At 69.7% G+C, this 23,368-nt stretch carries 18 protein-coding genes; 7 read left to right on the top strand and 11 right to left on the bottom strand.

Going from position 1 to position 23,368, the window contains the following annotated elements; translation table 11 throughout:
* The first annotated feature begins 299 nt into the window (after window positions 1–299).
* On the top strand, window positions 300–2,027 hold the full coding sequence (metG, locus tag HLK59_RS23455; RefSeq protein WP_171143473.1) for a methionine--tRNA ligase: 1,728 nt from the start codon (window positions 300–302) through the stop codon (window positions 2,025–2,027).
* A 42-nt stretch (window positions 2,028–2,069) separates the two neighbouring features.
* Here metG and HLK59_RS23450 read toward each other — a convergent pair whose 3' ends face one another.
* Both HLK59_RS23450 and HLK59_RS23445 read right to left on the bottom strand, forming a co-directional pair.
* The gene (locus tag HLK59_RS23450; RefSeq protein ID WP_171143472.1) at window positions 2,070–2,747 is read right to left on the bottom strand and encodes a hypothetical protein; all 678 of its coding nucleotides are present in this window, start codon (window positions 2,745–2,747) and stop codon (window positions 2,070–2,072) included.
* Between the two features lie 125 nt (window positions 2,748–2,872).
* A complete protein-coding gene (locus HLK59_RS23445; RefSeq protein WP_171143471.1) occupies window positions 2,873–3,892 on the bottom strand; it encodes a hypothetical protein in 1,020 nt (339 codons plus the stop codon).
* 136 nt (window positions 3,893–4,028) lie between these two features.
* On the opposite strand from HLK59_RS23445, the gene HLK59_RS23440 reads away from it, so the two are divergent.
* Window positions 4,029–4,400, top strand: a complete 372-nt coding sequence (locus HLK59_RS23440) for a hypothetical protein (RefSeq protein ID WP_171143470.1) — start codon at window positions 4,029–4,031, stop codon at window positions 4,398–4,400.
* A gap of 360 nt (window positions 4,401–4,760) precedes the next feature.
* Here HLK59_RS23440 and HLK59_RS23435 read toward each other — a convergent pair whose 3' ends face one another.
* Complete coding sequence (locus HLK59_RS23435) at window positions 4,761–6,113, bottom strand: polysaccharide lyase family 1 protein (RefSeq protein WP_171143469.1); 1,353 nt, start codon at window positions 6,111–6,113, stop codon at window positions 4,761–4,763.
* 149 nt (window positions 6,114–6,262) lie between these two features.
* On the opposite strand from HLK59_RS23435, the gene HLK59_RS23430 reads away from it, so the two are divergent.
* Window positions 6,263–6,727, top strand: coding sequence for a hypothetical protein (locus HLK59_RS23430; RefSeq protein ID WP_171143468.1), 465 nt, complete (start codon window positions 6,263–6,265; stop codon window positions 6,725–6,727).
* A 64-nt stretch (window positions 6,728–6,791) separates the two neighbouring features.
* Window positions 6,792–7,157, top strand: a complete 366-nt coding sequence (locus tag HLK59_RS23425; RefSeq protein WP_046261125.1) for a PH domain-containing protein — start codon at window positions 6,792–6,794, stop codon at window positions 7,155–7,157.
* Between the two features lie 2 nt (window positions 7,158–7,159).
* Here HLK59_RS23425 and HLK59_RS23420 read toward each other — a convergent pair whose 3' ends face one another.
* From HLK59_RS23420 to HLK59_RS23410, 3 genes are read right to left on the bottom strand one after another with little or no spacing between them, the layout of a single operon-like run.
* The gene (locus tag HLK59_RS23420) at window positions 7,160–8,959 is read right to left on the bottom strand and encodes a carbohydrate-binding domain-containing protein (RefSeq protein WP_171143467.1); all 1,800 of its coding nucleotides are present in this window, start codon (window positions 8,957–8,959) and stop codon (window positions 7,160–7,162) included.
* A complete protein-coding gene (locus tag HLK59_RS23415; RefSeq protein ID WP_171143466.1) occupies window positions 8,956–9,738 on the bottom strand; it encodes a polyphosphate polymerase domain-containing protein in 783 nt (260 codons plus the stop codon). Before HLK59_RS23415 ends, HLK59_RS23420 begins: the two co-directional genes overlap by 4 nt.
* A complete protein-coding gene (locus HLK59_RS23410; protein WP_171143465.1) occupies window positions 9,735–10,346 on the bottom strand; it encodes a DUF4956 domain-containing protein in 612 nt (203 codons plus the stop codon). The genes HLK59_RS23415 and HLK59_RS23410 overlap by 4 nt, the downstream gene beginning before the upstream one ends.
* Before the next feature lie 127 nt (window positions 10,347–10,473).
* Between HLK59_RS23410 and HLK59_RS23405 the strand changes: the two genes are divergently transcribed.
* A complete protein-coding gene (locus tag HLK59_RS23405) occupies window positions 10,474–13,545 on the top strand; it encodes a VCBS repeat-containing protein (RefSeq protein WP_171143464.1) in 3,072 nt (1,023 codons plus the stop codon).
* An 87-nt stretch (window positions 13,546–13,632) separates the two neighbouring features.
* On the top strand, window positions 13,633–15,027 hold the full coding sequence (locus HLK59_RS23400) for an FG-GAP repeat protein (protein WP_171143463.1): 1,395 nt from the start codon (window positions 13,633–13,635) through the stop codon (window positions 15,025–15,027).
* Window positions 15,028–15,031: 4 nt separating this feature from the next.
* On the opposite strand, the gene HLK59_RS23395 is transcribed toward HLK59_RS23400, so the two are convergent.
* From HLK59_RS23395 to aspS, 4 genes are all read right to left on the bottom strand, one after another.
* Window positions 15,032–15,631: a hypothetical protein gene (locus HLK59_RS23395; RefSeq protein WP_171143462.1), complete on the bottom strand. Its 600-nt coding sequence runs from the start codon at window positions 15,629–15,631 to the stop codon at window positions 15,032–15,034.
* Between the two features lie 202 nt (window positions 15,632–15,833).
* Window positions 15,834–16,763, bottom strand: a complete 930-nt coding sequence (locus HLK59_RS23390) for an intradiol ring-cleavage dioxygenase (protein WP_171143461.1) — start codon at window positions 16,761–16,763, stop codon at window positions 15,834–15,836.
* 154 nt (window positions 16,764–16,917) lie between these two features.
* The gene (locus HLK59_RS23385; RefSeq protein WP_171143460.1) at window positions 16,918–17,871 is read right to left on the bottom strand and encodes an intradiol ring-cleavage dioxygenase; all 954 of its coding nucleotides are present in this window, start codon (window positions 17,869–17,871) and stop codon (window positions 16,918–16,920) included.
* Between the two features lie 134 nt (window positions 17,872–18,005).
* Window positions 18,006–19,769: an aspartate--tRNA ligase gene (aspS, locus tag HLK59_RS23380; RefSeq protein ID WP_171143459.1), complete on the bottom strand. Its 1,764-nt coding sequence runs from the start codon at window positions 19,767–19,769 to the stop codon at window positions 18,006–18,008.
* 183 nt (window positions 19,770–19,952) lie between these two features.
* Between aspS and HLK59_RS23375 the strand changes: the two genes are divergently transcribed.
* The gene (locus tag HLK59_RS23375; RefSeq protein ID WP_171143458.1) at window positions 19,953–22,112 is read left to right on the top strand and encodes a SpoIIE family protein phosphatase; all 2,160 of its coding nucleotides are present in this window, start codon (window positions 19,953–19,955) and stop codon (window positions 22,110–22,112) included.
* Here the strand turns inward: HLK59_RS23375 and HLK59_RS23370 are convergent.
* A complete protein-coding gene (locus HLK59_RS23370; protein ID WP_240982599.1) occupies window positions 22,082–23,071 on the bottom strand; it encodes an AI-2E family transporter in 990 nt (329 codons plus the stop codon). The genes HLK59_RS23375 and HLK59_RS23370 overlap by 31 nt on opposite strands.
* Window positions 23,072–23,368 lie beyond the last annotated feature (297 nt).

The raw sequence follows: 23,368 nt of genomic DNA, 5'->3' as shown, positions 1-23,368 counted from the left end.
TGCGCCGCTAGGTGTCAGTTGCCGCGAGTCGCCGTGCGCTGGTGGCCTGAGCGTGCGGTGCTGGTACGGGGGAGGGGTGAGTGGGGTGCGCGGGGGGGGGGGGGGGAGGGGGGGGCGGGACATCGGAGGGCGGTGCCAGGTGGGGAGTGGCGGGGGGCGGCGAGCGCAGAAGTGGTGTCCGCTTTGGGGGGGGCGCACGGGTCCGGGGTTGGGGGGGGGGAAGCGGGCGGCCCACCCATGTCGGATACGATTTCTTGGTTCGCAAAGCACCGAGAATTCCGACCTGGGAGCAGCCCCCGATGGCTCGACACCTCATCACCAGCGCCCTTCCGTACATCAACGGGATCAAGCACCTGGGCAACATGGTGGGGTCCATGCTCCCGGCGGACGTGTACTCCCGGTACCTCCGCCAGCGCGGCCACGACGTCCTCTACATCTGCGCGACCGACGAGCACGGCACCCCCGCCGAGCTCGCCGCGAAGGAGGCAGGGCTCAGCGTCGCCGAGTTCTGCGCCCAGGCGCACGACGCCCAGAAGGCGGTCTACGACGGCTTCGCGCTGGCGTTCGACTACTTCGGCCGCAGCTCCAGCGAGCAGAACGTCGAGATCACCCAGCACTTCGCGCGCCGCCTCAACGAGAACGGCTTCATCGAGGAGCGGGCGATCCGCCAGGTGTACTCCCCCACCGACGGCCGCTTCCTCCCGGACCGCTATGTCGAGGGCACCTGCCCCCACTGCGGCTACGACAAGGCCCGCGGCGACCAGTGCGAGAACTGCACCCGCGTCCTGGACCCCACGGACCTGATCAACCCGCGCTCGGCGATCTCCGGCAGCACCGACCTCGAAGTGCGCGAGACGAAGCACCTCTTCCTCCTCCAGTCGAAGCTCCAGCACGAGGTCGAGGAGTGGGTCTCCCGCCACGAGGACGAGTGGCCCCAGCTGGCCTCCTCCATCGCCCGCAAGTGGCTGACCGAGGGCCTGCACGACCGCGCGATCACCCGTGACCTGGACTGGGGCGTCCCGGTCCCGGCGGACACGTGGCCGGAGCTGGCGGCCGAGGGCAAGGTCTTCTACGTCTGGTTCGACGCCCCGATCGAGTACATCGGCGCGACGAAGGAGTGGTCGGACCTGGACCCGGAGAACCGGGACTGGAAGTCGTGGTGGTACGAGTCCGACGCGGGCGAGAACCCGGTCCGCTACACCGAGTTCATGGCGAAGGACAACGTCCCCTTCCACACGGTGATGTTCCCGGCGACGGAGCTCGGCGTCCGCGAGCCCTGGAAGAAGGTCGACTACGTCAAGGCCTTCAACTGGCTGACGTACTACGGCGGCAAGTTCTCGACCTCGCAGAAGCGGGGCGTCTTCACGGACCAGGCTCTGGAGATCCTCCCGGCGGACTACTGGCGCTACTTCCTGATCGCCAACGCCCCCGAATCGGACGACTCGTCCTTCACGTGGGAGCACTTCACGGCGACGGTCAACAAGGACCTGGCCGACACCCTCGGCAACTTCGTCAACCGCGTCCTGTCCTTCTCCAAGAAGCGCTTCGGCGAGGACGTCCCCGCGGGCGGCGAGCCCGGCGAGGCCGAGACCAAGCTGGGCGAGCAGATCGCCGAGCTCCTGGCCGAGTACGAGAACCAGATGGAAGCCCTCCAGTTCCGCAAGGCCGCGGCAGCGCTCCGCGCCCTGTGGTCCGCCGGCAACTCCTACCTGGAGGAGAAGGCCCCCTGGCTGGAGATCAAGACCGACCCGGAAGCCGCCGCCCTCACCCTCCGCACGGCGATGAACCTGATCCACCTCTACGCGGTGGTCTCGGAACCTTTCATCCCGGCCACCTCGACGGCGATGCGCCAGGCCTTCGCCCTGAAGGACGACACGGCGACCTGGATCTCCGAGTCCGACGCCAAGTCCCTCACCGCCGTCCCCGCCGGCACCCCCTTCACCGTCCCCCCGGTCCTCTTCGCCAAGCTGACGGACGAGGACCTGGAGACCTACAAGGAGCGCTTCGGGGGCAAGGCTACGGCGTAGGTCCGTACAAACTGAACAGCGGGAAGGGCAGGGGCGGGCGGTTCAGGCCACCAGCCCCGCCGCCTCCACCCGCTCGGCCCGCGCGGACTTCCCGACCCACCCCACGGCAGCCATCGAGAGCATGTTGAAGCCGAAGTACAAGCCTGCGGCGAGTGAGGGTGAGGGATGCCACCACAGACCCGTACGGTGCAGGAACAGGTAGGTCGTCAGGTAGGTCAGCCCCGCGTACTTGATGATGTATACCTGGCCGGCGAGCACTGTGAGCAGGATCTGGTGGGCAACGAGAAACAGGACCACATAGATCCACAGCGGATTCGCGGTAGCCGCGAGCCATCCGGCCATACCGAAGGTCGGCACGGTGACAAGTACGAACAGGGCTGCCCGCCAGACCGCTTCGGCTGTCGCCTTGCGACGCAGCGTCGCCTTTGATCTCGCCGCTCCTGAACTCCAGTGGAGCTGGCTGGGCCAGCCGAAGACGCCGACGGGGACGTTCTTCTCCGCGTCCTGGGCGGCGTTGTAAGCAGTCAGCACCAATACGTTGTCGCGACTGTGGAAGACGACTCCCGGGGGCATCCGCGCCAACCCCCTCCGCACCCGGAGGACGATGCGGATGATCTGTAGGTGTCCGAACGCGAGGAGAGCCAGAAGTACTGTCACCGCAACCCATACAACGCAGCTGATCAGCGCACTGATGGCGAGGTGTTTGAGGATGTTCAGCATGGCTGGGGTACACCCGTCCGTTCATATGTCGTCGGCTATGTCACTGTCCGGAAGCCGACCTGGGGACCCGTGGGAAGCCGATCGGGACCGGTCGGAAAGAGTTCCGGGACGGATCGGACCGGAGATCAGCTGAAGAGGTCGTCGATGAAGTCGGCGAAGCCGCCCTGACCCCCCGATCCTGAGCCGGGTGGCCCCATGGCCGACTCCGCGCCCGCGAGGTGGGAGTGCCTGCCGTGACCCCCGCCGCGGTGCCGGTCCGGATCGTCGTCGTAACCGGAGTCGCCGAGGCCACCGCCCGACCGCGGGGCAGCACCGCGGGCCGTGTCCTGGAGCCAGCGCCAGACGCGTTCCACGAGGTCCGGACCCTCGGTCGCGGCCGCCGCACCCGCTCCGGCCGCGAACAGCCATGTCAGTACAGCCTTCGCACCTGCCTTCTGCGGCGGTGCCGTGACCCGCCCGGCGAGCGACATCGCCGTCAGGCATGCGCCGCCTCCCTTCGGATCGGCCAGATCCTCCAGAAGGGCCAGCACTCCCTGGGCGAACGGCTTCTCCGCTAGCGTGCGGCCGAAGTTCTCAGGAGCGACGGACTTTCCCCGTACGCCCAGCTCGCGGACCTGTCGCACCAGCATCGCCACTCGTGGCGCGGTGAGTTCGGCGAGGTGGTCCTGCCAGTCGTCAGGCAGGTCCGGGGTCACGACCACCGGCCACAGGGCGAACACCGCGAGGTCGAGCATCAGTTGCTCGGGGAGCGGATCGCTCGGAACGCTCGACGCCAGTCCGAGATACTGCACCGCACCCGCCGCAAGCAGGCGGCGCAGCTGGTTCTTGCCGTCCCCTCGGCCTGCGGAACCATCCAACTCATGGCCCAGTCGCTCCAGTTGGCGCCTGTGCCCGGCGGCTTCACGCCGCCCTGATGGGCCCTCCCCCGACCGCACGATGGTTCCGTAGTCCTCGGCCAGCCGCGCGATCCACAGCCGGAGGTCGGGCAGGGCGAGCGGGGCCGGGAAACCGGTGCCGTAGTGGTGGTGCACGATGTGCTGGGTGCCCTGGCCCACTTGGTAGACCTGTCCGTGCCCCGCCGCCTGGGCCTCCATACGGATCCGCTCAGCGGAGGGTGCCCCGTCGTCGGGGTGGCGCGGACTCATGCGCCACAGTGTGAGCCGAGTCGATGATCGATTGCAGCCGATTCGCCACAGCACTACCGCACTTGTGTCATCTTGGTCGAGGTCGCCGGGAGTATCCGCTCCCAGACGGCGGGTCGTGGGACGGAGGCGGTGCCCTATGTCGGTCACGGTACGACGCACTGTGGTGGCGCTGTCGTCGGTGGCTTCCTTCACCTTGGTGGTGTGGGTGGTACGGGTCATTCCCTGGAGCTGGCTGCCCGACGACGGCGGCGAGCGCCTGGCCCTGGGCACTGGGGTGGGGGCCGTGGTGGCAACCCTGGTGCCGTTCGTCCTGTCCTCGTGGACCCCACCGGACACTCCGGCGGCGCACAGTCAGCCGCAACGCATCACCCAGATCGCCGACGCCGCAGACAACGCCGTCATCGAGCAGTCGGGAGGAGCAGGCACCCCCAGCCCGACCACGCCCGCAGCCTCCCTCGTCCAACGCGCGAGGGGCCGGGGCCGCTCCCGCATCCGGCAGACCAGGTAAGCACGCACGGCCACGCCATGAGCACCTTTCGCTGCGCCTCCAGACAGGCGAAAACAAGGTAGAAGCAATCTACGTAGATTGCTTCTACCCAAAGCCTCAGCACCGGAGACACCGCATCCCGACGCCCCACGCTCCGGTCCGGCCTGCGCTCCCTGCATCCGCACACCCATCGCGCGCGGCTCCAGATCGCTTCTCGCGCCGAGCACGAGCCTGGCATTCCCGCCCGTTGCACGGAGCGGCCTGCCACGCCCGTTGGTTCGCAGCAGACTGGCTGTTGGCTCCTGAAAACAGCCTACGTACCGGTGGGCCCGGAGAATGGACGTGTTGTCTCAGCACCTTCCTCCTCCGAGCCCTCGACCTCTACTTCAGAACGCCCGCCCCCGCAGTAGTCCCCAGCGAAGTCGGCAGCCCCTTCACCGCCGAAGTCGACGTCTCCAGGCCCGCCGTCAGCGTCGGCGTCCAGTTCACCGTCGTCTTCAGGTCCTTCGACGACGCCGCGTTGTACGCCGCCACCAGGTCCGTCACGGTCCCGTTGACCAGGTTGCCGGAGCCCTTGATCGAACCCGTGCCGTCGCCGCTCAGGAGCTTGGCGACCTTCACGCTCGACGGGACCTTCCAGTAGTTGTTCTCCGCCACCACCTGGGCCTTGGCGCGGGAGTTGATGCTGTACTGCACCGTGTAGCCGTTCAGCGGGGTCACGTCGTAGTAGTTGTTGTAGATGTGGACCTGGCCGACGCGGGACAGCGGGGCGCGCTGGGTGATGCCCTTGTAGATGTTGTGGTGGATCGAGACGCGCAGCTTGCCGGAGGGCTCGCTGTCGCTGCTGCCGATCAGCGTCGTCTTGTCGTGGTTGGAGAAGACGTTGCGGGAGACGGTCACCAGGTCGGAGCTCTTCGTGATGTCGAGCGCGCCGTCGTGGATCTGGTACTCGCGGCCGTAGTAGTCGGGGTTCGCGGAGTCCAGGTGGGGCGCGTCGGTGAAGGTGTTGTGGTCCGCCCAGACGTGGGTCGCTCCGCGCAGCGTCACCGAGTCGTAGTTGGAGTTCCAGTTGCCGTCGTCACCGTCGGTCGGGTCCCACTGCGGGAAGCAGTCCTCGGTGGCGGCGAAGGTGAGGTTGCGGACGACGACGTTGTCCACGTTCTGGATCTGGAGCATGGCACCGGTCAGACCGGCCTTCGTACCCGGTACGCCGACGATCGACGTGTTCGCGGGGACCTTGAGGACGATGTTCTTCGCCTGCTTGGTCTGGGCGGCGGCGCGGGCCTTCTCCTGGGTGCCGGAGGGGAGCTTGGAGCGGCCGTACGTCGACGGGTCGTACGCCTTGAGATAGGCGGAGAGCGAGTAGCCCGTGCCCGACGCGTAGTCCGCGCACGTCAGCTTCTTGCCGGCGTCATCGGTGTTGGCGTCGATCGTGCCCTTGACCTTGATGATCCGGGGCGTGGTGTCGGAGGCCGAGCCCAGCGCCTTGACCAGCTGGGCGCGGGTGGAGACCGTGAAGGTGTGCGCGGCGTCGGCCTTCGTGCCACCGGTCGTGCCCGTCCCCGAGGCGGCCCAGCCGTCCTTGGCGGCGAGGGTCTCGTGGTACAGGTCGACGGTCCCGGCGTTCGCGTTGAGCACGAGCGCGCCCGCGCCGACACCGGCCGCGACCACGGCGGCGGAGACGACGAGAGTGCGGCGCTTGCGGAGGGACCGGCGGTGTGCGGGAGCAGCCACGGAGGAGTCCTTACGTACTCGGGAGGGTAGTTCCGACTCTTCTGTGGTCGTGGAGATCCAAAAGGTTGCCGTAAAAATTTCGGCCGATCAGTGCTCAACTGATGGATGGGGGGCGGAATTTGCCAGAGAAGCTACGTATGGTTTGCGCCATGGCAGTACCTGGGATCATCCCGATCGCCTACGAGCCGCATGGCCGTACCGAGGCGATCGGGCGTTACGCGGAGGGGCAGTTCCTGGGGTCGGTCTCGTATGCCTTCCCCAAGGGGTTCCAGCTGGACAGCGGCTGGGAGGAACACAAGCGCCTCTACGCCGCGCTGCACACCTTCGACGCGGAGGGCAACCACCGCGACTCGCGGATCTGGTGTGCCGGCACCTGGGCGGAGCAGCAGCGCGACGGTGCGGTGCTCGGGCGGGCGCGGGCCCATCTCGCCACGCTGCTGCGCAGTCTGCCCCGGCGCACGTACACCGACATCGCCGTGCGGCCCTTCCAACTCGTCGTCGACGGTGTCCTGTTCGGGCTGGTCACCGGGGAGGACGAGGACGAGCTCTGGGCGGAGCTGTACCCGGACAATCTGGGCTTCGGGCCACCCTGGGACGGGAGTTACGACACCTGATCTAGGCACAGGCCCCCACAAGGCGCTATACATGCCCGAAGATCACTAGTGGGGGGTTTCATCCATGGCACTTTTCGGCAACGCGCACACCATCGATCCGGCACAGGCGGCTTCGGACTTCGCCAAGCTGCTGGGCGCCGGTGAGGGTGTGCAGGCGGCGTACCAGCTGGTGCGCGACGTCATCATGTTCACCGACCGTCGGCTGATCCTGGTCGACAAGCAGGGCATCACCGGCAAGAAGGTCGAGTACCACTCGATCCCGTACCGCAGCATCACGCACTTCGCGGTGGAGACGGCCGGCACCTTCGACCTCGACGCCGAGCTGAAGATCTGGGTCTCCGGCAACTCCGTCCCGATCCAGAAGACCTTCACCAAGGGCGTGGACATCTACGAGGTGCAGGCGATCCTCACCCAGTACGTCGCGCGCTAGCACTACCTGCGCGGGCCGCCCCCGAAGCCTCCTTCGGGGGCGTCGCCCGCTGTCACGGTGGCGATCTCGTCGGCCCCGTCGAGGTCGCCCGCCGTGTACATCCCGCCGGTCTCGTCGCCCGAGGCCTTGCCGCCGGAGTAGATCCGGTACTCCGAGCCGCTCTTGACGGCCTTCGAGGAGTAGACGACGTTCTGGATCGCCTTCGAGGTGACGTACGAGGCGACCACCTCGCCGTCGGAGTCGACGACGTGCAGGGTCGTCCCCGCCGCCACCGTCGAGTCGAGCGTCACCGACAGCCACCCCTGCCCGGACTCCTCGTCCGGCGCCACGGCCATCCCCGCGCTGCCCGCGGCCAGCAGCACCCCGCCGCCGACGGTGAAGCTGCCGTTGACGTCGAGCGCCCCGTTGCCGCCCATCTCCGGGCCGTTGACGACGAGCGTGCCGCCGGTGATCTCGGCGGTGCCGTTGGAGTCGAAGCCGTCGCCGTCCGCGTCGATGACGAGGGTGCCGCCGGTGACCTGCAGGCTGAAGTCACCCACGGACTCGCCACCGCCACCGCCACCACCACCGCCACCCGCGCCGGGGCCGCCGCCACCCGGGCCACCCCCCTGACCGCCGTCCTGACCGCCTCCCTGGTCGTCGGAACTCGTCGTACTCCCCGACGCGTTGACCCCGTCGTCGCCCGAGGTCACCTTCGTCGAGCCGCCCGCGACGGTGATGTCCTTGCCCTCAAGCCCCTCGTTCGAGCGCGTCACCGCCACCGTGCCCCCGCTGATCACCAGGTCGCCCTCGGCGTGCACCCCGTCGTCCCCGGCCGCGACGGTCACCTCGGCCCCGGCCAGGTGCACGGCCGCGTCGCTGTGCAGCCCGTCGGCGGAGGCGTCGACCTCGACGGTGCCCTTCTCCAGGACCGTGATCACCCCGGACTTCAGGGCGTGCGCGGAGGAGTCGTCGGTGGCCTTCGCGGTGACGTCGAGCGTGCCGCCGGTGACGACCAGGTCGGTGGCCGCGTCGACGCCGTCGCCGGCGGCCGTCACCTGGACCGTCCCTGCCGTCAGGGCGATGTAACCCGCCGTCTTGTCCTCGGTGTTGTCGGCCTTCAGCCCGTCGCCCTGGGCGCTCACCTTCACCGAGCCGCCCTTGACGACGAGGTAGTCCTTGCCGCGTACGCCGTCGTCGGCGGCCTCGACCGTAACCGTGCCGGACGCGATGACCAGGCCGTCCTTGCCGGCGATCCCGTCGTTGCCGTTCCCGTGCACGGTGAGCGAGCCCTCGCCCCCGACGGTCAGGTCCCCGGCGCTGAAGAGAGCGGCGTTGGCGTCCTCGTCCTCCGCGTAGGAGTCGGCGTCGGAGAGGGTGTTGGCGCTGCCGTCGGCGAGGACGACCACCAGCTCCTCGACCTCGGTCGCCGCGATCGCCGCACCGGAGGAGCTGGAGATGTCGACCCCGTCGAGGATCAACGTCACCTTCTGGCCGGGCGCGTCGACGAGGACCTGCCCGTCGGAGAGCTTGCCGCTGAGGCGGTACGTGCCGCCCTCGGTGAGGGTGACGGTCTTCCCGTCGAGCGCGACGTCCTCGGCACCGGACTCGTCCCAGTCCCCTTCGTGCGCCTCCTTGTCGGCGGCGAGCACGGCGGCGGCCTTCTGGGAGCCGTCGACGGAAGCGGCGGCCGAGGACGAGCTCCCGCCGGTCTCCTCCTCCGAGTCCGAGGAGGAGGACGACGAGCACCCGGCCAGCGCCGCGGCGCCGAGTACGGCGGAGGCGAGGGCACCCGTGATCTTCGTACGCAGGCGTGTTCTCATGCGAGGCTCCCGTCGAGCGCGTTCGGAAAGTGGCGGCGCAGCACCGGCAGCCACCGGTTGGCGGGCAGTTCGGGGCGCAGGGCGGCGAGTCCGGTGCCGTATTTGGACACCGGCAGGGGACGGTGGCGCAGGGACCACAGCAGCCGGTCCGCACCGCAGCCGGCCCGGCCGGCCTTGGTCTCGACGATCGCCCGGTCGGGGGTGCGCAGTTGGGTCACACCGTCCGGGAGGGACCAGGTCAGGCCGGTGTCCACGGTGAGGCGGCTGTCGGTGGCGGGCAGGAAGAGCGTGGTGCGGCGGTACGCCGTGGTCAGGGTGGGCTCCAGCCGCAGGTGCCGGATGTCGATGCCGGCCCCGGCGAGCACGTCGTCGGCGTAGGCGCGGGCCTCGGCGGACAGCCGGTGCGGATCACCGTCGTACGGCATGCGGTCCTTGACCGTGATGCCGCGCGGGCCGCGCGTCTTGACCTCGACGAAGCGCTCCCCGGGGTCCAGATAGGTGCGCAGGCGCAGCTTGAAGCGGCGTCTGCGCTGCCGGGCGGCGCCGAGGTAGCCGTGCAGGCCGGGGGTGTCGAAGTACAGGGACCGGTAGCCGAACCGCCGTTCGCCGTCGATCTCCAGGACCCGTACCTCCTCGTCCAGGCCGCCGAACAGGATCGGCAGGTCGACCAGCGGCAGGACGTACTTGCGGTCGAGGCGGGTCAGCAGCGGCGGGAGCGCGTCGAGACCGACCGGGCGCAGCAGGCCTACCGCCGTGTGGACGGAGTCGAGCGCGGTCACGCCCGGATGTCCTGTTCGGCGGGGGTGCCGGCCTCCTGCGGGACCGGGGTGCCGGAGGCGATGTAGCGGACCTCGACCTGGGTGGTGTCGTTGACGAGGTCGACGCTGCGCACGGTCAGGTTGACCACCCGGCCGCCGAGCAGGACTTCGAGGTGGGCGCGCAGGGCGTCGTCGTCGGTGTAGGCGGAGTCCAGGCGCAGGCTGCGCTGGCGGTGGCGGGGGAAGAGGCGGGGGTGGTCGCCGAGGTACATCACGGCGACGATCAGGGCCGTCATCGCGGCGGTCAGCGGGTTGGCCTCGGCGGGCAGGCCGCCGAGCAGGCCGATGGCCAGGGCGGAGAAGTAGTACGCGATCTCGTGCTGGGCGATCTCGTACGACCGCAGCCGGATGATCGACAGCACACCGAACAGGCCCATCCCGAGCCCGATGCCCACGGACGCCGAGCTCAGTGTCATCGCGACGGCGAGCACGCCGACGTTGACGCCGAGGAAGGAGGCGACCAGGTCGCGGCGGTGGTGGCGCGGGAAGTAGACGCCGAAGACGAGCACCGAGACTGCGGCGAGGTCGGAGGCGACAAGTACCAGCTGGTGAACGGCTGTTGACGTCATGGGAGAACATTCGGGGAACGGCCTGTGAAGTCCCTTTGAGAAGCGTTAAGCGACTTTAAGAAGTCTTGGTAATATCCGGCCACTTGTGCGAGGGCAGGGGCCCTCGTGGCGGGAGGGGACAACACACGTGGGCAGACACGCCCTGAGACGGGGCGGTCTCGCCGCTGCCGTCTCCTCGCTCGCGGTCGCCGTCGCGGCCGCATCCGTCGTCGTCCTGTCGGAGGGCGGCGACTCGGCGGAGGCGGCGGAGACCGCCGGCACCACCGCGGTCACGCTGACCGACCCGAGCGACACCACACCTCGTACCGATCGGCCGTACGTCAGCGGCGACAGCGGCTTCCTGCACTGGCAGACGGGCCGGACCGGGCTCCAGTGGACGGACTACACGACGGGCGTCAGCACCACGGTCGAGAACGCCGCCGGTGTCTACACACCCGTCGGCAACTGCAAGTACCTGGGCTGGGACTGCTACCCCGCCTGGTACGGCTCGGACAGCGACCTGGTCGCCCTGCCGACGTCCACGGGCGACGAGTTCGCCACCCTGTGGGACCCGGCGACGGCGACCTCCAAGAAGGTGAGCTGGAGCAGCGGCCTGGGGGACTACCGGGCACTGGCCGGGAACACGATCGTCACCACCTACGGCCTGCTCGACAAGGTCGACGGCGCGTGGAAGACCCGCAGACTGACCGGTGACACACCGAGTGTGGGGGCGGGGGAGCTCCTCGGCGCGGACGCCTCCGGTCTGTTCGCGCAGAACAGCACCTTCGGAACGCTCCACTACATCGACATCGAGTCGGCCGTGAGCACCGCGGTCTTCCCCGAGGCCGGCACCAGCCCTGAGTACGTGATGAGCGCGGACCGCATCGGCTGGTACCAGAACGCCGAACTGCACCTTCAGTCCCGCTCCGACCTCACCGCCGCCGAGCAGGTCGTCACCCTGCCCTCGGACCCGGGCACCCTCGACGGCGACCCGGTCCTGGTCGGCGACTGGCTGCTGCTGCCGCTGTCCTCCAGCGCGCTCGGCTCCAAGCTCCTCGCGGTGAACGTCGACGACCCCTCGGTGCAGCAGACCCTGCTGACGAGCGCCGAGGAGTACACCCTGGCGGCCGGCGACGGCACCGCGCTGGTCACCGGTGGCACCGACGCCACCGACTGGTGGGTGCGGCGGGTGAGCCAGGCCGCGGACGGCACGCTGAAGCTGGAGAAGGTCCAGCAGTCCCCGGCGGTGGAGAACGCCAAGACGGGTATCGCGCTCAGCCGCGGCAGCCTGCGGGTCGCCGAGTCCGACCGTACGACCTCGGTACGCGCCCTCACCACGAACGGCTCCACCGAGCTGACGGCGTCCGCGGCGACGGCCGACGCCTCGGTGTCCTCGACCGCGGTATGCCCGTACGCCGACACCACCTGCGTGCAGCTGTGGGGGAACCTCGACGGCGAGGACGTCTATCTGCGCACGGCTTCCGGCGAGGACCAGCTGGCGAGCATCGGCTACAACCCGCTGGAGTTCGGCACCACCGGCGGTTCGGTCGTCGACGTCTCCGACAGCTACGCGGTCTACGACTCCGGTGGTACGACGCCGACGCAGTACGTCGGCGAGTTCGGCCAGGGCCAGCAGCTCAAGCGCAGCGTCCGCGCCGCCGCCCTCAACGGCTCCACCCTGTGGAGCGCCACGACGACCGCCGGCAAGCTCACCTCGTACGGCATCCCGCTGGAGAAGACGCTCTCCACGGTGACCGTCCCGGGCCTGGCCTGTGTGCCGAGCGAGCTCCAGGCGGCGGGCCGCTGGGTGTACTGGGCGTGCGGGACGGAGTCGGCAGGGGTGTACGACACCAAGGCCGGTACGTCGACGGCGGTCACCCCCGGTGACGTCCTCCTGGGCGACGGCTTCACGGTCCGCCACGACCACACCACGGGCACCCTGGTGCTGACCGAGGCCGCCACCGGCACCATCCGCACGATCGCCTCCGGTCTGCCCGACAAGGGCCTGACCGTGGACCGCCGTTACCGCTGGACGGTCGACGAGTACACGGGTCTGGTCGCCTGGTTCGACGACTACGAGCGCACCCGCGTCACCACCACCGGCGTCACCCCGTCCACCGTGACGGCCTTCGATTGGTCGCCCGACTACTACGTGTCCCCGGGGGACACCTTCGTCAGCGACTGGGTGCTGTCCCGCCCGGTCACCTCCTGGTCGCTCACCTTCACCTCGGTGCAGAGCGGCGCGACCGGCAAGGCCACCCGCACGTTCACCGGCGGCGCGACCGCGGCCCGGGTGGAGGTGTCCTGGAACGGCAGGACGGAGAGCGGGAGTTGGTTCCCCAACGGTGAGCTCAGGTGGACCCTGAAGGCGACCGGCCTCGGGACCGCCACGAGCGGCACGGTGTCCTCCGGTGAGGTCTTCCTGTCGGACGGGGCGGCCGTGCGCCACGACCACGTCAGCGTCGACGGCCCCGACGGCCGCGGCGACCTGCTCACCCTCAGCTCCTCCGGCGGGCTGACCTTCCACCAGGGCACGGGCGGCGGCAAGTTCAGCGAGAAGTTCACCGGCACCGGCTGGGCGACGTCCGTCAAGGCCATCCCCTTCGGCGACCTGAGCGGCGACCGCTGCAACGACGTCCTCGTCCGCTACGGCTCGGGCGCCCTGCGCCTGTACAAGCCGGGCTGCGGCGCGAAGCTGAAGCCCTCGACGTCCTACACGACCCTCGCGACCAGCGGCTGGACCCAGTACGACGTCCTGACCTCGCCGGGTGACGTGAGCGGCGACGGCCGTCCCGACCTGATCGCCCGGAACTCCTCCACCGGCACGGTGTACCTCTACAAGGGCACCAGCACCGGCAAGCTGTCGTCGCGCGTGAAGCTCTACGACAACTGGAAGGGCTACAAGAAGATCGTCGGCGCCGGAGACCTCGACGGCGACGGCATCGGCGACCTGCTGGCCCAGGACAAGTCCAACGTCCTGTACCGCTACGACGGCAAGGGCAACGGCACCTTCGAGGCCCGCGTGAAGCTGTTCTCGAACTGGGGCGGCTCTTACAACGCGGTCGTCGGCGTCGGTGACATCACGGACGACGGCAAGGCCGACCTCGTGTCCCGCGACACCAGCGGCAACCTGTACCGCAACAGCGGTGACGGGAAGGGGTCGTTCGGCGGCCGCACGAAGATCGCGTCGGGATTCGGGAGCTACAAGTCCCTTTCCTGAACAAGGAGTTCACAGGTTGAGGCGCCCGGGGTCCATCAGGCCCCGGGCGCCTTTACACTTCCCGCGAAGATTCAGGAGGGGGATCTGATGCGCAAGTGGTTCGTGATCGCGGGTGCGGTCGGGGGAATGCTGCTGCCGGCCGTACCGGCGACGGCCGTGCACGGCGCGGTGCCGGGGGACTTCAACGGCGACGGCTACAAGGACGCGGTGCTGCCCGCGCCGGGGGCGAACGTGTCCGGCAAGGAGGCGGCGGGCGCGGTGGTCGTGCTGTACGGCTCGAAGTCGGGCCTGGCCGCGAGCCGCCGGAAGACGATCACGCAGAACACGTCGGGGGTGCCGGGCACGGCGGAGGCGTACGACCGGTTCGGCGAGGCGACCGCGACGGCGGACCTGAACCGGGACGGGTACGCGGACCTGCTGGTGGGGTCGCCGCAGGAGGACACGTCGAAGGGCGCCGACTCCGGTGCGGTGACCGTGCTCTGGGGGAGCGCGAACGGGCTGACGAGCGGGACGGACCTGCCGACACCGGCGGCCGACCCGGGCCACTACGGGCTGGACATCGCCGCCCTCGGCACCGGGGCCGGGGCGAAGACCCGGGTGGCGGTGGCCGGTTGGGACGCGTCCGTGTACTTCAGCGGGCCGTTCAGCCGCAACGGCGGCTTCGGGTCCGTCACCTACAACGACGACACCCCCTCCACCGGCTCCGTCGCCCTCGGCGACCTCGACGGCGACAAGGTTCCCGATCCGGCCTCCGCGACCGTCCGCCTGGGCGACGGCAGCGGCGGCGACGTGTTCGCGAACCCCGCCTACGGCAACGAACTCCAGGGCGACGGCCTCATCGTGGCCACCGGCGACATCGACGGCGACGGATACGCCGACCTCGTGGCAGGCGACCCGGACGAGCCCGAAGTGGCCGGCACGGACGGCGCGTTGGGCGGCCGGATCCTGGTCTGGTACGGCTCGGCGACCGGCATCTCGACCGACACCGCCCCGGTGCGGATCACGCAGAACACCGCCGGAGTCCCCGGCAGCAGCGAGAAGGGCGACAACTTCGGCGGCGCGCTGGCCGTCGCCGACCTCAACCGGGACGGCCTCGCGGACATCGTCGTCGGCACCCCGTACGAGGACCTCGCCAAGAACCGCGCCGGCCAGGTCACCGTGATCCCCGGCCGCGCCTCCGGCGCCCTGGGCACCGGCTCGTACTCCTTCTCCCAGGACACGGCGTCCGTCCCGGGCGCCGCCGAGACCGACGACCTGTTCGGTACGACGGTCTCGGTCGGCGACGTGAACAAGGACGGCAGGCCGGAGCTGTTCGTCGGCGCGTCCGGCGAGAACAACGCCACGGGCGCGGTGTGGGTGTTCCCCGGCGGCCCGTCCCGCCCGACGGCCTCGGGCAGCAAGCTGTTCACGGCCTCGTCGGTGGGGCTCACCCAGCAGTTCGGTACGACGCTCGGCGGCCTCGGTCTGCTCTCGGCGATCTGACCGCTCAGGCGACCGCCAGCGCCGGGTTCCACCAGGGCGAGCTGTACCAGCCCCCGGGGACCCGGCGCCCGGCGACGATCCCGCCCGCGTAGTAGTACGGCGTCACTCCGTCCCGCCAGCGGTTGGAGACCGTGTACGTCCGCTCGTCCAGGATGACCCGCCCGTCCCGCGCGGTGACCGCGGGCGTGCCCAGGCCGGGCAGGACGGGGCCGGGGTCCAGGCGGAGCGCGGTGCGGGCGGCGCGGACGTAGTGCAGTCCCTCGACGGCGGTCCGCGCGGCCGTGTCGTACCGCCCGGCGGCGAGCTCCTCCTTCGCGGCGCGGTACCGCTCGGTCGCGTCGGCGAGGGCCTGCACGGCCGCCTTGTCCCCGGCCGCGTCGATCCCCGCCGGCCCGGCCCCGAGCCGCTCGACCCACCGCTCGGCCTCGACACGGGCACCGGACTCGGACTCGGACTCGGGCCGGGGCCCGGGCTCGGGAATAGCAGGCGACAGGGGCACGGCCACCGGCACGACAGGCTCCGCCCGACCGCCCTGCCTCCGCTGTACGGCGACCGCGGCGGCCGCTCCGACGATCAGCAACAGTGCGAGTACGACGTAACCCATCGCTTCCTCCAGCGCTTGCGGTGTCCCACGGGGCGGGGCGGGGCGACCCGACCCCGTATGTCCTCATGAGACCCCGGGCCGCTGTGCGGATGCGTCGAGCCCTCTGTTCGGCTCCTGTGAGAAAACCATGGCGGCTGTCGCTGTCGAAAAAGGGCGCCCGGGACATGGCCGTCCCGGGCGCCCTCGTGCGTGTGCGCGGTCGTTACGAGGTGCCCTCGTTCGTCGCGTCGGGGTCGACGCCCATCGTGATGGAGCCGACGACGCCCTTGGCGATGTTCTTCTTGTTGTACTTCAGCTTGAGCAGGCCGCCCGTGGTGCCGCTCTGGTCGTAGATGGTGTCCGTGTCGAGCGTGGTGCGCTCGGTCGTCGAGGTCGAGTACGGCTCGACCTCGGCGGAGGCGAGCACGGACGTCTCGTCGAAGAAGAACTGGCCGGTGTGGCAGGTGTTGCCGCCCTCGTAACCGGCGTCCGTCCACTCGCCGCCCACGTGCACCTTGGTGTGGATGTGCACGGTGCGGCCCCGGTACCAGCCCGGGAAGATGGTCTTGAAGGTGACCTTGCCGTGCTTGTCCGTCCGCCACGTGCCGCGCAGGTAGCGCTCGTCGTCGGTGGGCTCCTCGTGACCGCCACCGCCGGTACCGCCGGAGGGCGCGCCGGACGGCGGCTCACCGGTGGGCGTACCCGAGGGGGTGTCGGTGGGCGCGTCGGTCGGGGCCGTGCCGCCACCGCCGGTCGACAGGCTCTCGTAGCCCGAGTAGATGCCCAGCGCGTCGCAGTGCCAGACGTCGACGGCGGCGTTGCGGATCGGCTTGCAGGTCTCGGAGTCGATCACCTTGAGGTCCAGGACGAGCGGGATGCCCTCCTTGTCCTCGGTGATGTCACGGCGGATCTTGTCGGCGTCGATGTAGTACGGCCCCTCGGTGGTCTCCGAGGTGAGCTTGTAGCAGACCTCGGAGGAGGTGCTGCTCGCGGAGGCGGCGGCGGTGCCCTTCTTCTCGCCCGCGAAGGCGCCCGAGGCGAGGGTGGCGCCCGCGCCCACGGCCACGGCGGCACCCGCGCCCGCCACGACGACCTTGCGACGCGTCAGGTCCCGCTTGTGCTTCGGCTCGTTGTCCTGCTGGTTTCCCGTCATGGACAACGAACGTAGGTAAGAAGGCTGTCAGGACAGTGGGACCGCACTGTGATCATTTCACAGGCTAAAGCCAGGTAAGCCTTACCTGCGCTTCAGCAGAGGGCCCCTGGCCCGCGCCATGCGGGGCCCTCTGCGTGATCAGCCCGTCAGCCCGTCAGCTCGCGCTCGCGGACGGTGACGCACTCGCCGCCGGCGGGGTGTCCTGCCCAGAGTTCGTCGCCTCCGGGTCCACGCCGACCGTGATCGACCCGTGGACGCCCTTGGCGATGTCGTCCTTGCGGTACTTGAGCTTCAGCAGCCCGCCCTGGACGCCGCTGCCGTCGTAGATCGTGTCCTCGTCGAGGGTGGTGCGCTCGGCGGTGTTGGAGGCGTACGGCTCCAGCGTCGTCGTCGCGATGACCGACTCCTCGTCGAAGAAGAACTGGCCGGTGTGGCAGGTGTTGCCGCCCTCGTAACCGGCGTCCGTCCACTCGCCGTTGACATGCACCTTGGTGTGGATGTGGACGGTGCGGCCCCGGTACCAGCCGGGGAAGACCGTCTTGAAGGTGACGAACCCGTGCCGGTCCGTCCGCCAGGTGCCGCGCAGATAGCGGGTGTCGTCGGTGGGCTCCTGATGGCCGCCGCCACCGCCCGGGGGAGGGCCGGTCGGAGCATCGGTGGGGGTGCCGGTCGGCGTGTCCGTGGGGGTACCCGTGGGAGCCGGACCGCCACCGCCGCCGCTGCCCATGTCCTCGTACCCGGAGTAGACGCCCACCGCGTCGCAGTGCCAGATGTCCACGGCCGCGTTCCGCACCGGCCGGCAGGTCTCGTTGTCGATCACCCTGATCCTGAGGGCGAACGGAATGCCCGGCCGGTCCTCGGTGACATCCCGGCGGATCTTGTCCGCGTCGATGTAGTACGGGCCCTCGGTGGTCTCCGAGGTCAGCACATAGCATTCCTCGGCCGCCGGCGCCGGTGGCCGTCTCTTCTCCCCCGCCCTGGCGTTCGCCGCGTACGCGCTGCCGCCCAGGCCCGCCGCCGCGACCGCTCCGGCGCCCACCGCGACGACCTTACGGCGCGTCACATCCCGTACGTCTGCTGCTTCTTGAGGCTGGTGATTCGCTGTCATGCGGCTGGAAGCTAGGTAAGAAGCCTGTCAACGAGCTAGGAAAACAGCCCCTTTTCCTGGCGCATGCAAAAGGGACCTGAAATCGACGGGCGATTTCAGGTCCCTTTGCGGTCACGCTATTCCTGAGTCTTGCCTTACTTCGGCTGCGGCTTGCGCACCGACAGGTGCAGCTCCTTCAGCCGCGCCTCCTCCAGCTCCGTCGGCGCGCCCATCATCAGGTCCTGGGCGTTGCCGTTGAGCGGGAAGGCGATGGTCTCGCGGATGTTCGGCTCGTCGGCGAGCAGCATGACGATGCGGTCGACGCCGGGCGCGATCCCGCCGTGCGGCGGGGCGCCGAAGCGGAACGCGCGCAGCATGCCGGCGAACTTCTCCTCGACGGTCTCGCGGTCGTAGCCCGCGATCTCGAAGGCCTTCAGCATGATCTCGGGCTCGTGGTTCCGGATCGCGCCGGAGGACAGCTCGACGCCGTTGCAGACGATGTCGTACTGCCAGCCGAGGATGTCCAGCGGGTCCTGGGTCTCCAGGGCCTCAAGACCGCCCTGCGGCATGGAGAACGGGTTGTGCGAGAAGTCGATCGCGCCCGTGTCCTCGTCCTTCTCGTACATCGGGAAGTCGACGATCCAGCAGAACCGGAAGACGCCCTCCTCGAAGTGCCCGGCGCGCTTGGCGGCCTCGACCCGCACCGCGCCCATGATCTTCGAGACCTCGTCGAACTCGCCCGCGCCGAAGAACACGGCGTGCCCGGCGGCCAGCGACAGGCGCTTGGTCAGCTCGGCGACGTTCTCCTCGGTGAGGAACTTCGCGATCGGCCCGGACAGCGAACCGTCCTCGGCGACCCGCACCCAGGCCAGGCCCTTGGCGCCCTGCGAGACGGCGTAGTCGCCGAGCTGGTCGAAGAACTTACGGGGCTGACCCGCGACGTCCGGCACCGCCAGCGCCCGCACGTGCTTGCCCGCGAACGCCTTGAACTCCGAGCCCTCGAAGACATCGGTGATGTCGACGAGCTCCAGCTGGGCCCTGAGGTCCGGCTTGTCGGAGCCGTACTTCAGCATCGACTCGCGGAACGGGATCCGCGGGAACGGCGAGGTCACATGACGCCCGTTGCCGAACTCCTCGAACAGCTCGGTCATGAGCTTCTCGATCGGCTGGAAGACGTCCTCCTGCTCGACGAAGCTCATCTCGACGTCGAGCTGGTAGAACTCGCCCGGCGAACGGTCCGCGCGGGCGTCCTCGTCACGGAAACAGGGCGCGATCTGGAAGTACCGGTCGAAGCCGGAGATCATCAGCAGCTGCTTGAACTGCTGCGGCGCCTGGGGGAGGGCGTAGAACCTGCCCGGGTTCAGACGCGACGGCACGACGAAGTCACGCGCGCCCTCGGGGGAGGTGGCGGACAGGATCGGCGTGGCCATCTCGTTGAAGCCGAGGGCCGTCATCTTGTGACGAATGGCGCTGATCACCGACGTACGCAGCAGGATGTTCTTGTGCATCCGCTCGCGGCGCAGGTCCAGGAAGCGGTACTCAAGACGCCGCTCCTCGTTGACCCCGTCCTCGGTGTTGATCGTGAACGGCAGCGGGGCGGCCGCACCGAGCAGCTCGACCTCCGAGACCTCGACCTCGACCTCACCGGTCGGCAGGTCGGCGTTCACGTTGTCGGTTCCACGTGAAACAACGCGACCGTCGATCCGGACCGTGGACTCCTTGGAGACCTTGTCCAGGGCCTCGTACGCGGGCGTACCCGGCCGGGCGACGAGCTGCGTGATGCCGTAGTGGTCGCGCAGATCGATGAAGAGGATGCCGCCCAGGTCGCGCCGATTGTGCAGCCAGCCACTCAGCCGGACGTCGGTGCCGACGTCAGAGGCGCGGAGCTCGCCGCAGGTGTGGGACCTGTACCGATGCATCGTCGTTCATCGTCCTTACATCTTGGGCTGTGCCGAGGGTCACTCCCCGACCAGGAACGGGCCATGGTGCCCGGACCTGCCAAGGGTACCGGCCACCCCAAGATCGCCTCCCCACCATTGTTCGCGCCCTCTCCCCTCCGCCATCGGTGGCAGCCCCCGATCACCTCTCCCTACAGTGGGGCAATGCGCACTGGTGAGCCCCTGCCCGCCGTGGGGGACGTCCTCGCCGCCCTCGCGACCGGCCTGTGGCACTGGGACACCGCAACGGGCCAGGTCACCGTGGATGCCGAGGCCGCACGGCTGCTCGGGCTGCCCGCTGCCCCGACCACACTCACGGAGGTCCAGGCACGCGCGCGCATGCACGCCGTCGACTGGAACGAGATCACCGGCGTCATCCAGCTCGCCGTCGCCGAGGGCACCCTCGCCGAAGTCCGCATCCGGATCATGGACGAACAGAACCGGGTGGTGCGGGTCGTCCGCAGCCGCTCGAATCCCTCCTACGACGCCGAGCGCCGCGCCTTCGTCCTGATCGGCACCCTCCAGGAGGTCACCGAGCCGTCCCCCGGCACCCCGGCCGCCCGCAGCGCGGTCGCGGTCACCGGCGACTGGCGGCGCTCCAGAGAGGCCTTCCTCCTGGACGCGGGCCGCGCCCTGGCCGAGGCCCGCTCCACGGAGGAGGTCCTCCGGGTCGCCGCCGGCCTGTCGATGCCGGGTTTCTCCCCGGACGGCCTCGCGGTCTTCGGCGTCGAGGGCGACCGCCTGAAGATCATCGGCCACCACGGCCAGCAGCCCGGCGACGAGGGCCCCTTCTCCCACATGGCCCTGGAGACGGACTACCCGGCGGCAGAGGTGGTCCGCACCGGCCGCGCGGTGTATTTGTCCACCCCCGAGCAGTACCGGGGCCGCTACCCGGTCACCTGGCCCCTCGCGGCCCACTTCGGCCGCCAGTCCTGGGCCTTCCTCCCCCTCACGGTCGCGGGCCGCACGATGGGCGCGTGGATGGCGGCCTTCGCCTACCCGGTCGCCTTCACCCCCGACGAGCGATCCGTCCTCACGACGGTCGCCCGGATGCTCGCCCAGGCGCTGTCCCGCGCGGAGGCGGCGGAATCCGCCAGGGAGCTCACCGACGGCCTCCAGCGCTCCATGCTCCCCAAGCTCGGCCCCGAGATACCGGGCATGAGCGTGGCGGCCCGCTACGTCCCCACCGGCGGCGGCCTCCAGGTGGGCGGCGACTGGTACGACATGATCCCGCTGCCCGGGGGCACCTCCCGGACGGAGACCGGGGGAGGACGCTTCGCCCTGGTCATCGGCGACGTACAGGGCCACGACGTCCACGCGGCCGGCCTGATGGGCCAGCTCCGCATAGCCCTGCGGGCCTACGCCTCGGAGGGCCACCGCCCCGACGCGGTCCTGTCCCGCGCCTCCCGCTTCCTGCACGGCATGACGTACGACGCCGACGACCCCACCGACCAGCGCTTCGCGACCTGCCTCTACGTCGAGGTCGACCCCGCCACCGGCCGCCTCGACATCGCCCGCGCCGGCCACCCCGACCCCGCGATCCGCATGGCGGACGGCACGGTCCTGGTCCGCCGCACCGACGGCGGCCTCCCCCTCGGCATCGACCCCGACGCCGACTACCCCACGACCCGCCTCACCCTCGAACCCGGCGAGACGATGATGGTCTGCACCGACGGTCTGATCGAGACCGGCGGCCACGACCTGGAGACGGGCTGGCAGCGGGTCCGCCAGATCCTCGAAGAACACAAGGGCGACCTGGAGGAACTCGCGGACGCCCTGGTCCAGGCGGTGCACGGCCCCTCCTCCCACCACACCACGGGCCCCCTGGCGGACCGCCGCGAGGACGACATAGCGGTGCTGCTGCTGTGCCGCGAGGGAGAGGGCTGCGGCTGCGGCGACACCGTCGTGACGACACCGCAGATCCGCCGCACCATGCTGTCGGTGGCCCAGGCCGAACCGGAACGCGTGGCGGTCGCCCGCCAGCAACTCAGGGAACTGCTCCACGACTGGCGCTCGCAGGACCAGATCGACTCGGCGGTCCTCCTCCTCTCCGAGACGCTGACGAACGTCCTGGTCCACACCGACGCGGACGCGCTGCTCCTGGCAGAGGTACGCGGCGAACAGGGCACCCGCCGTCTGCACGTGGAGGTCACCGACACCAGCGACGACCTCCCCCACGTACGCCGCCCCGGCGAACTGGCCTCGTCGGGCCGCGGGCTGATGCTGATCGAACTCCTCGCCGACACCTGGGGGGTGGACCCGCGGGGCGAGGGCAAGAGCATCTGGTTCGAGCTCTACGAGTCGACGGCGGAAGCCCCGGAATAGAGCTCCCGCAACTCGTGCGCGACCCCGAACGCGGCAGCGGTGAGCGGCACGGCGAGCAGCATCCCGAGAATCCCGGCCACCGAAGCCCCCGCGGTGATCGCCACCATGACCACGGCGGGATGCATCTGCACGGTCCGGCTCTGGATCATCGGCTGCAGCACATGCCCTTCGAGCACCTGCACGGCCATCACGATCCCCAGCGCCCACAGAGCGATGACGAACCCCCGGTCGGCAAGCGCGACCAGCACGGCGACGGCCCCGGAGATGAAGGCACCGAGGTAGGGGATATAGGCCCCGACGAAGACGAGCGCCCCCAGCCCCACAGCCCCCGGCACATCGAGAACGAGCAGCCCGACAGTGATGCACAGGGCATCGATGAACGCGATGATCGTCGTCCCCCGCATGAACCCCTCGACCGCCTCGAAGGCCCGCCGCGCCATGGCCTCGACGACATCGGCGGACGACCGGGGAGCGAGGGAGCGCAGCATCCCGACGGCCCGATGCGAATCCCGCAGAAAGAAGAAGACGAGCAGCAGCGCGAGCACAGCCATGGCGATGGCCTCACCGACGACGCTCACCCCGCTGATCACCCCGGAAGCGGCCGTCCCCCCGAACTTCCCGAGCAGTTCCTTCGCATTGGAGGCAAGGTCGTCGAGCGAGGTCCCCGCCGCCCCGAAGTGCTCGGCGAGATCCTGAGCCGCGGTCTTGAGCGAGGCGATGATCTGATCCCCGGTATCGATAAGAGCCGCGACAACGATATAGACGGCCCCACCGACGACACCGACGACGGCAACACAGGTGAGCCCGGCAGCAAGCGACCGATTGACCCTCCCCTTGACGAGCCACCGGTGAAGAGGCCCCAGCAGCGCAGTCCCCAACAGCGCGAGCAGCACAGGCACCACAGCGGTCCGAAACTCCACGGCCAACCGGATCCCGACATACACGACCCCGGCGACCAACAGAATGACGACACACCACGCAGCCAGCCGCCGAACGGGACCGGGAAGCAACAGCGGAGACGCGGACACCCTCCCATCTGGCCATACGCCAGATCCGGTGTCGCGCCGGAACGTCCAAACGAGTCCGCAGATCATGCAGAATCGATATCCATGTCCACCTTTCGGGCGAACATCCTTAATACGAACGCGAGTTGCCCCTCCACCTCCAAGCCATCGCCACCATCCAGCGCGACGGCTCCCACTCCCTGGAACCGGCTCCAGCGAAGACAGGCCCGAAGCCGCACCTCGAACTTGCGG

This window comes from Streptomyces sp. S3(2020) (assembly GCF_013044505.1).
Classification (GTDB): domain Bacteria; phylum Actinomycetota; class Actinomycetes; order Streptomycetales; family Streptomycetaceae; genus Streptomyces.
Note: the sequence above shows the minus strand (reverse complement) of the source record. Positions and strands in the feature narration are given on the sequence as shown.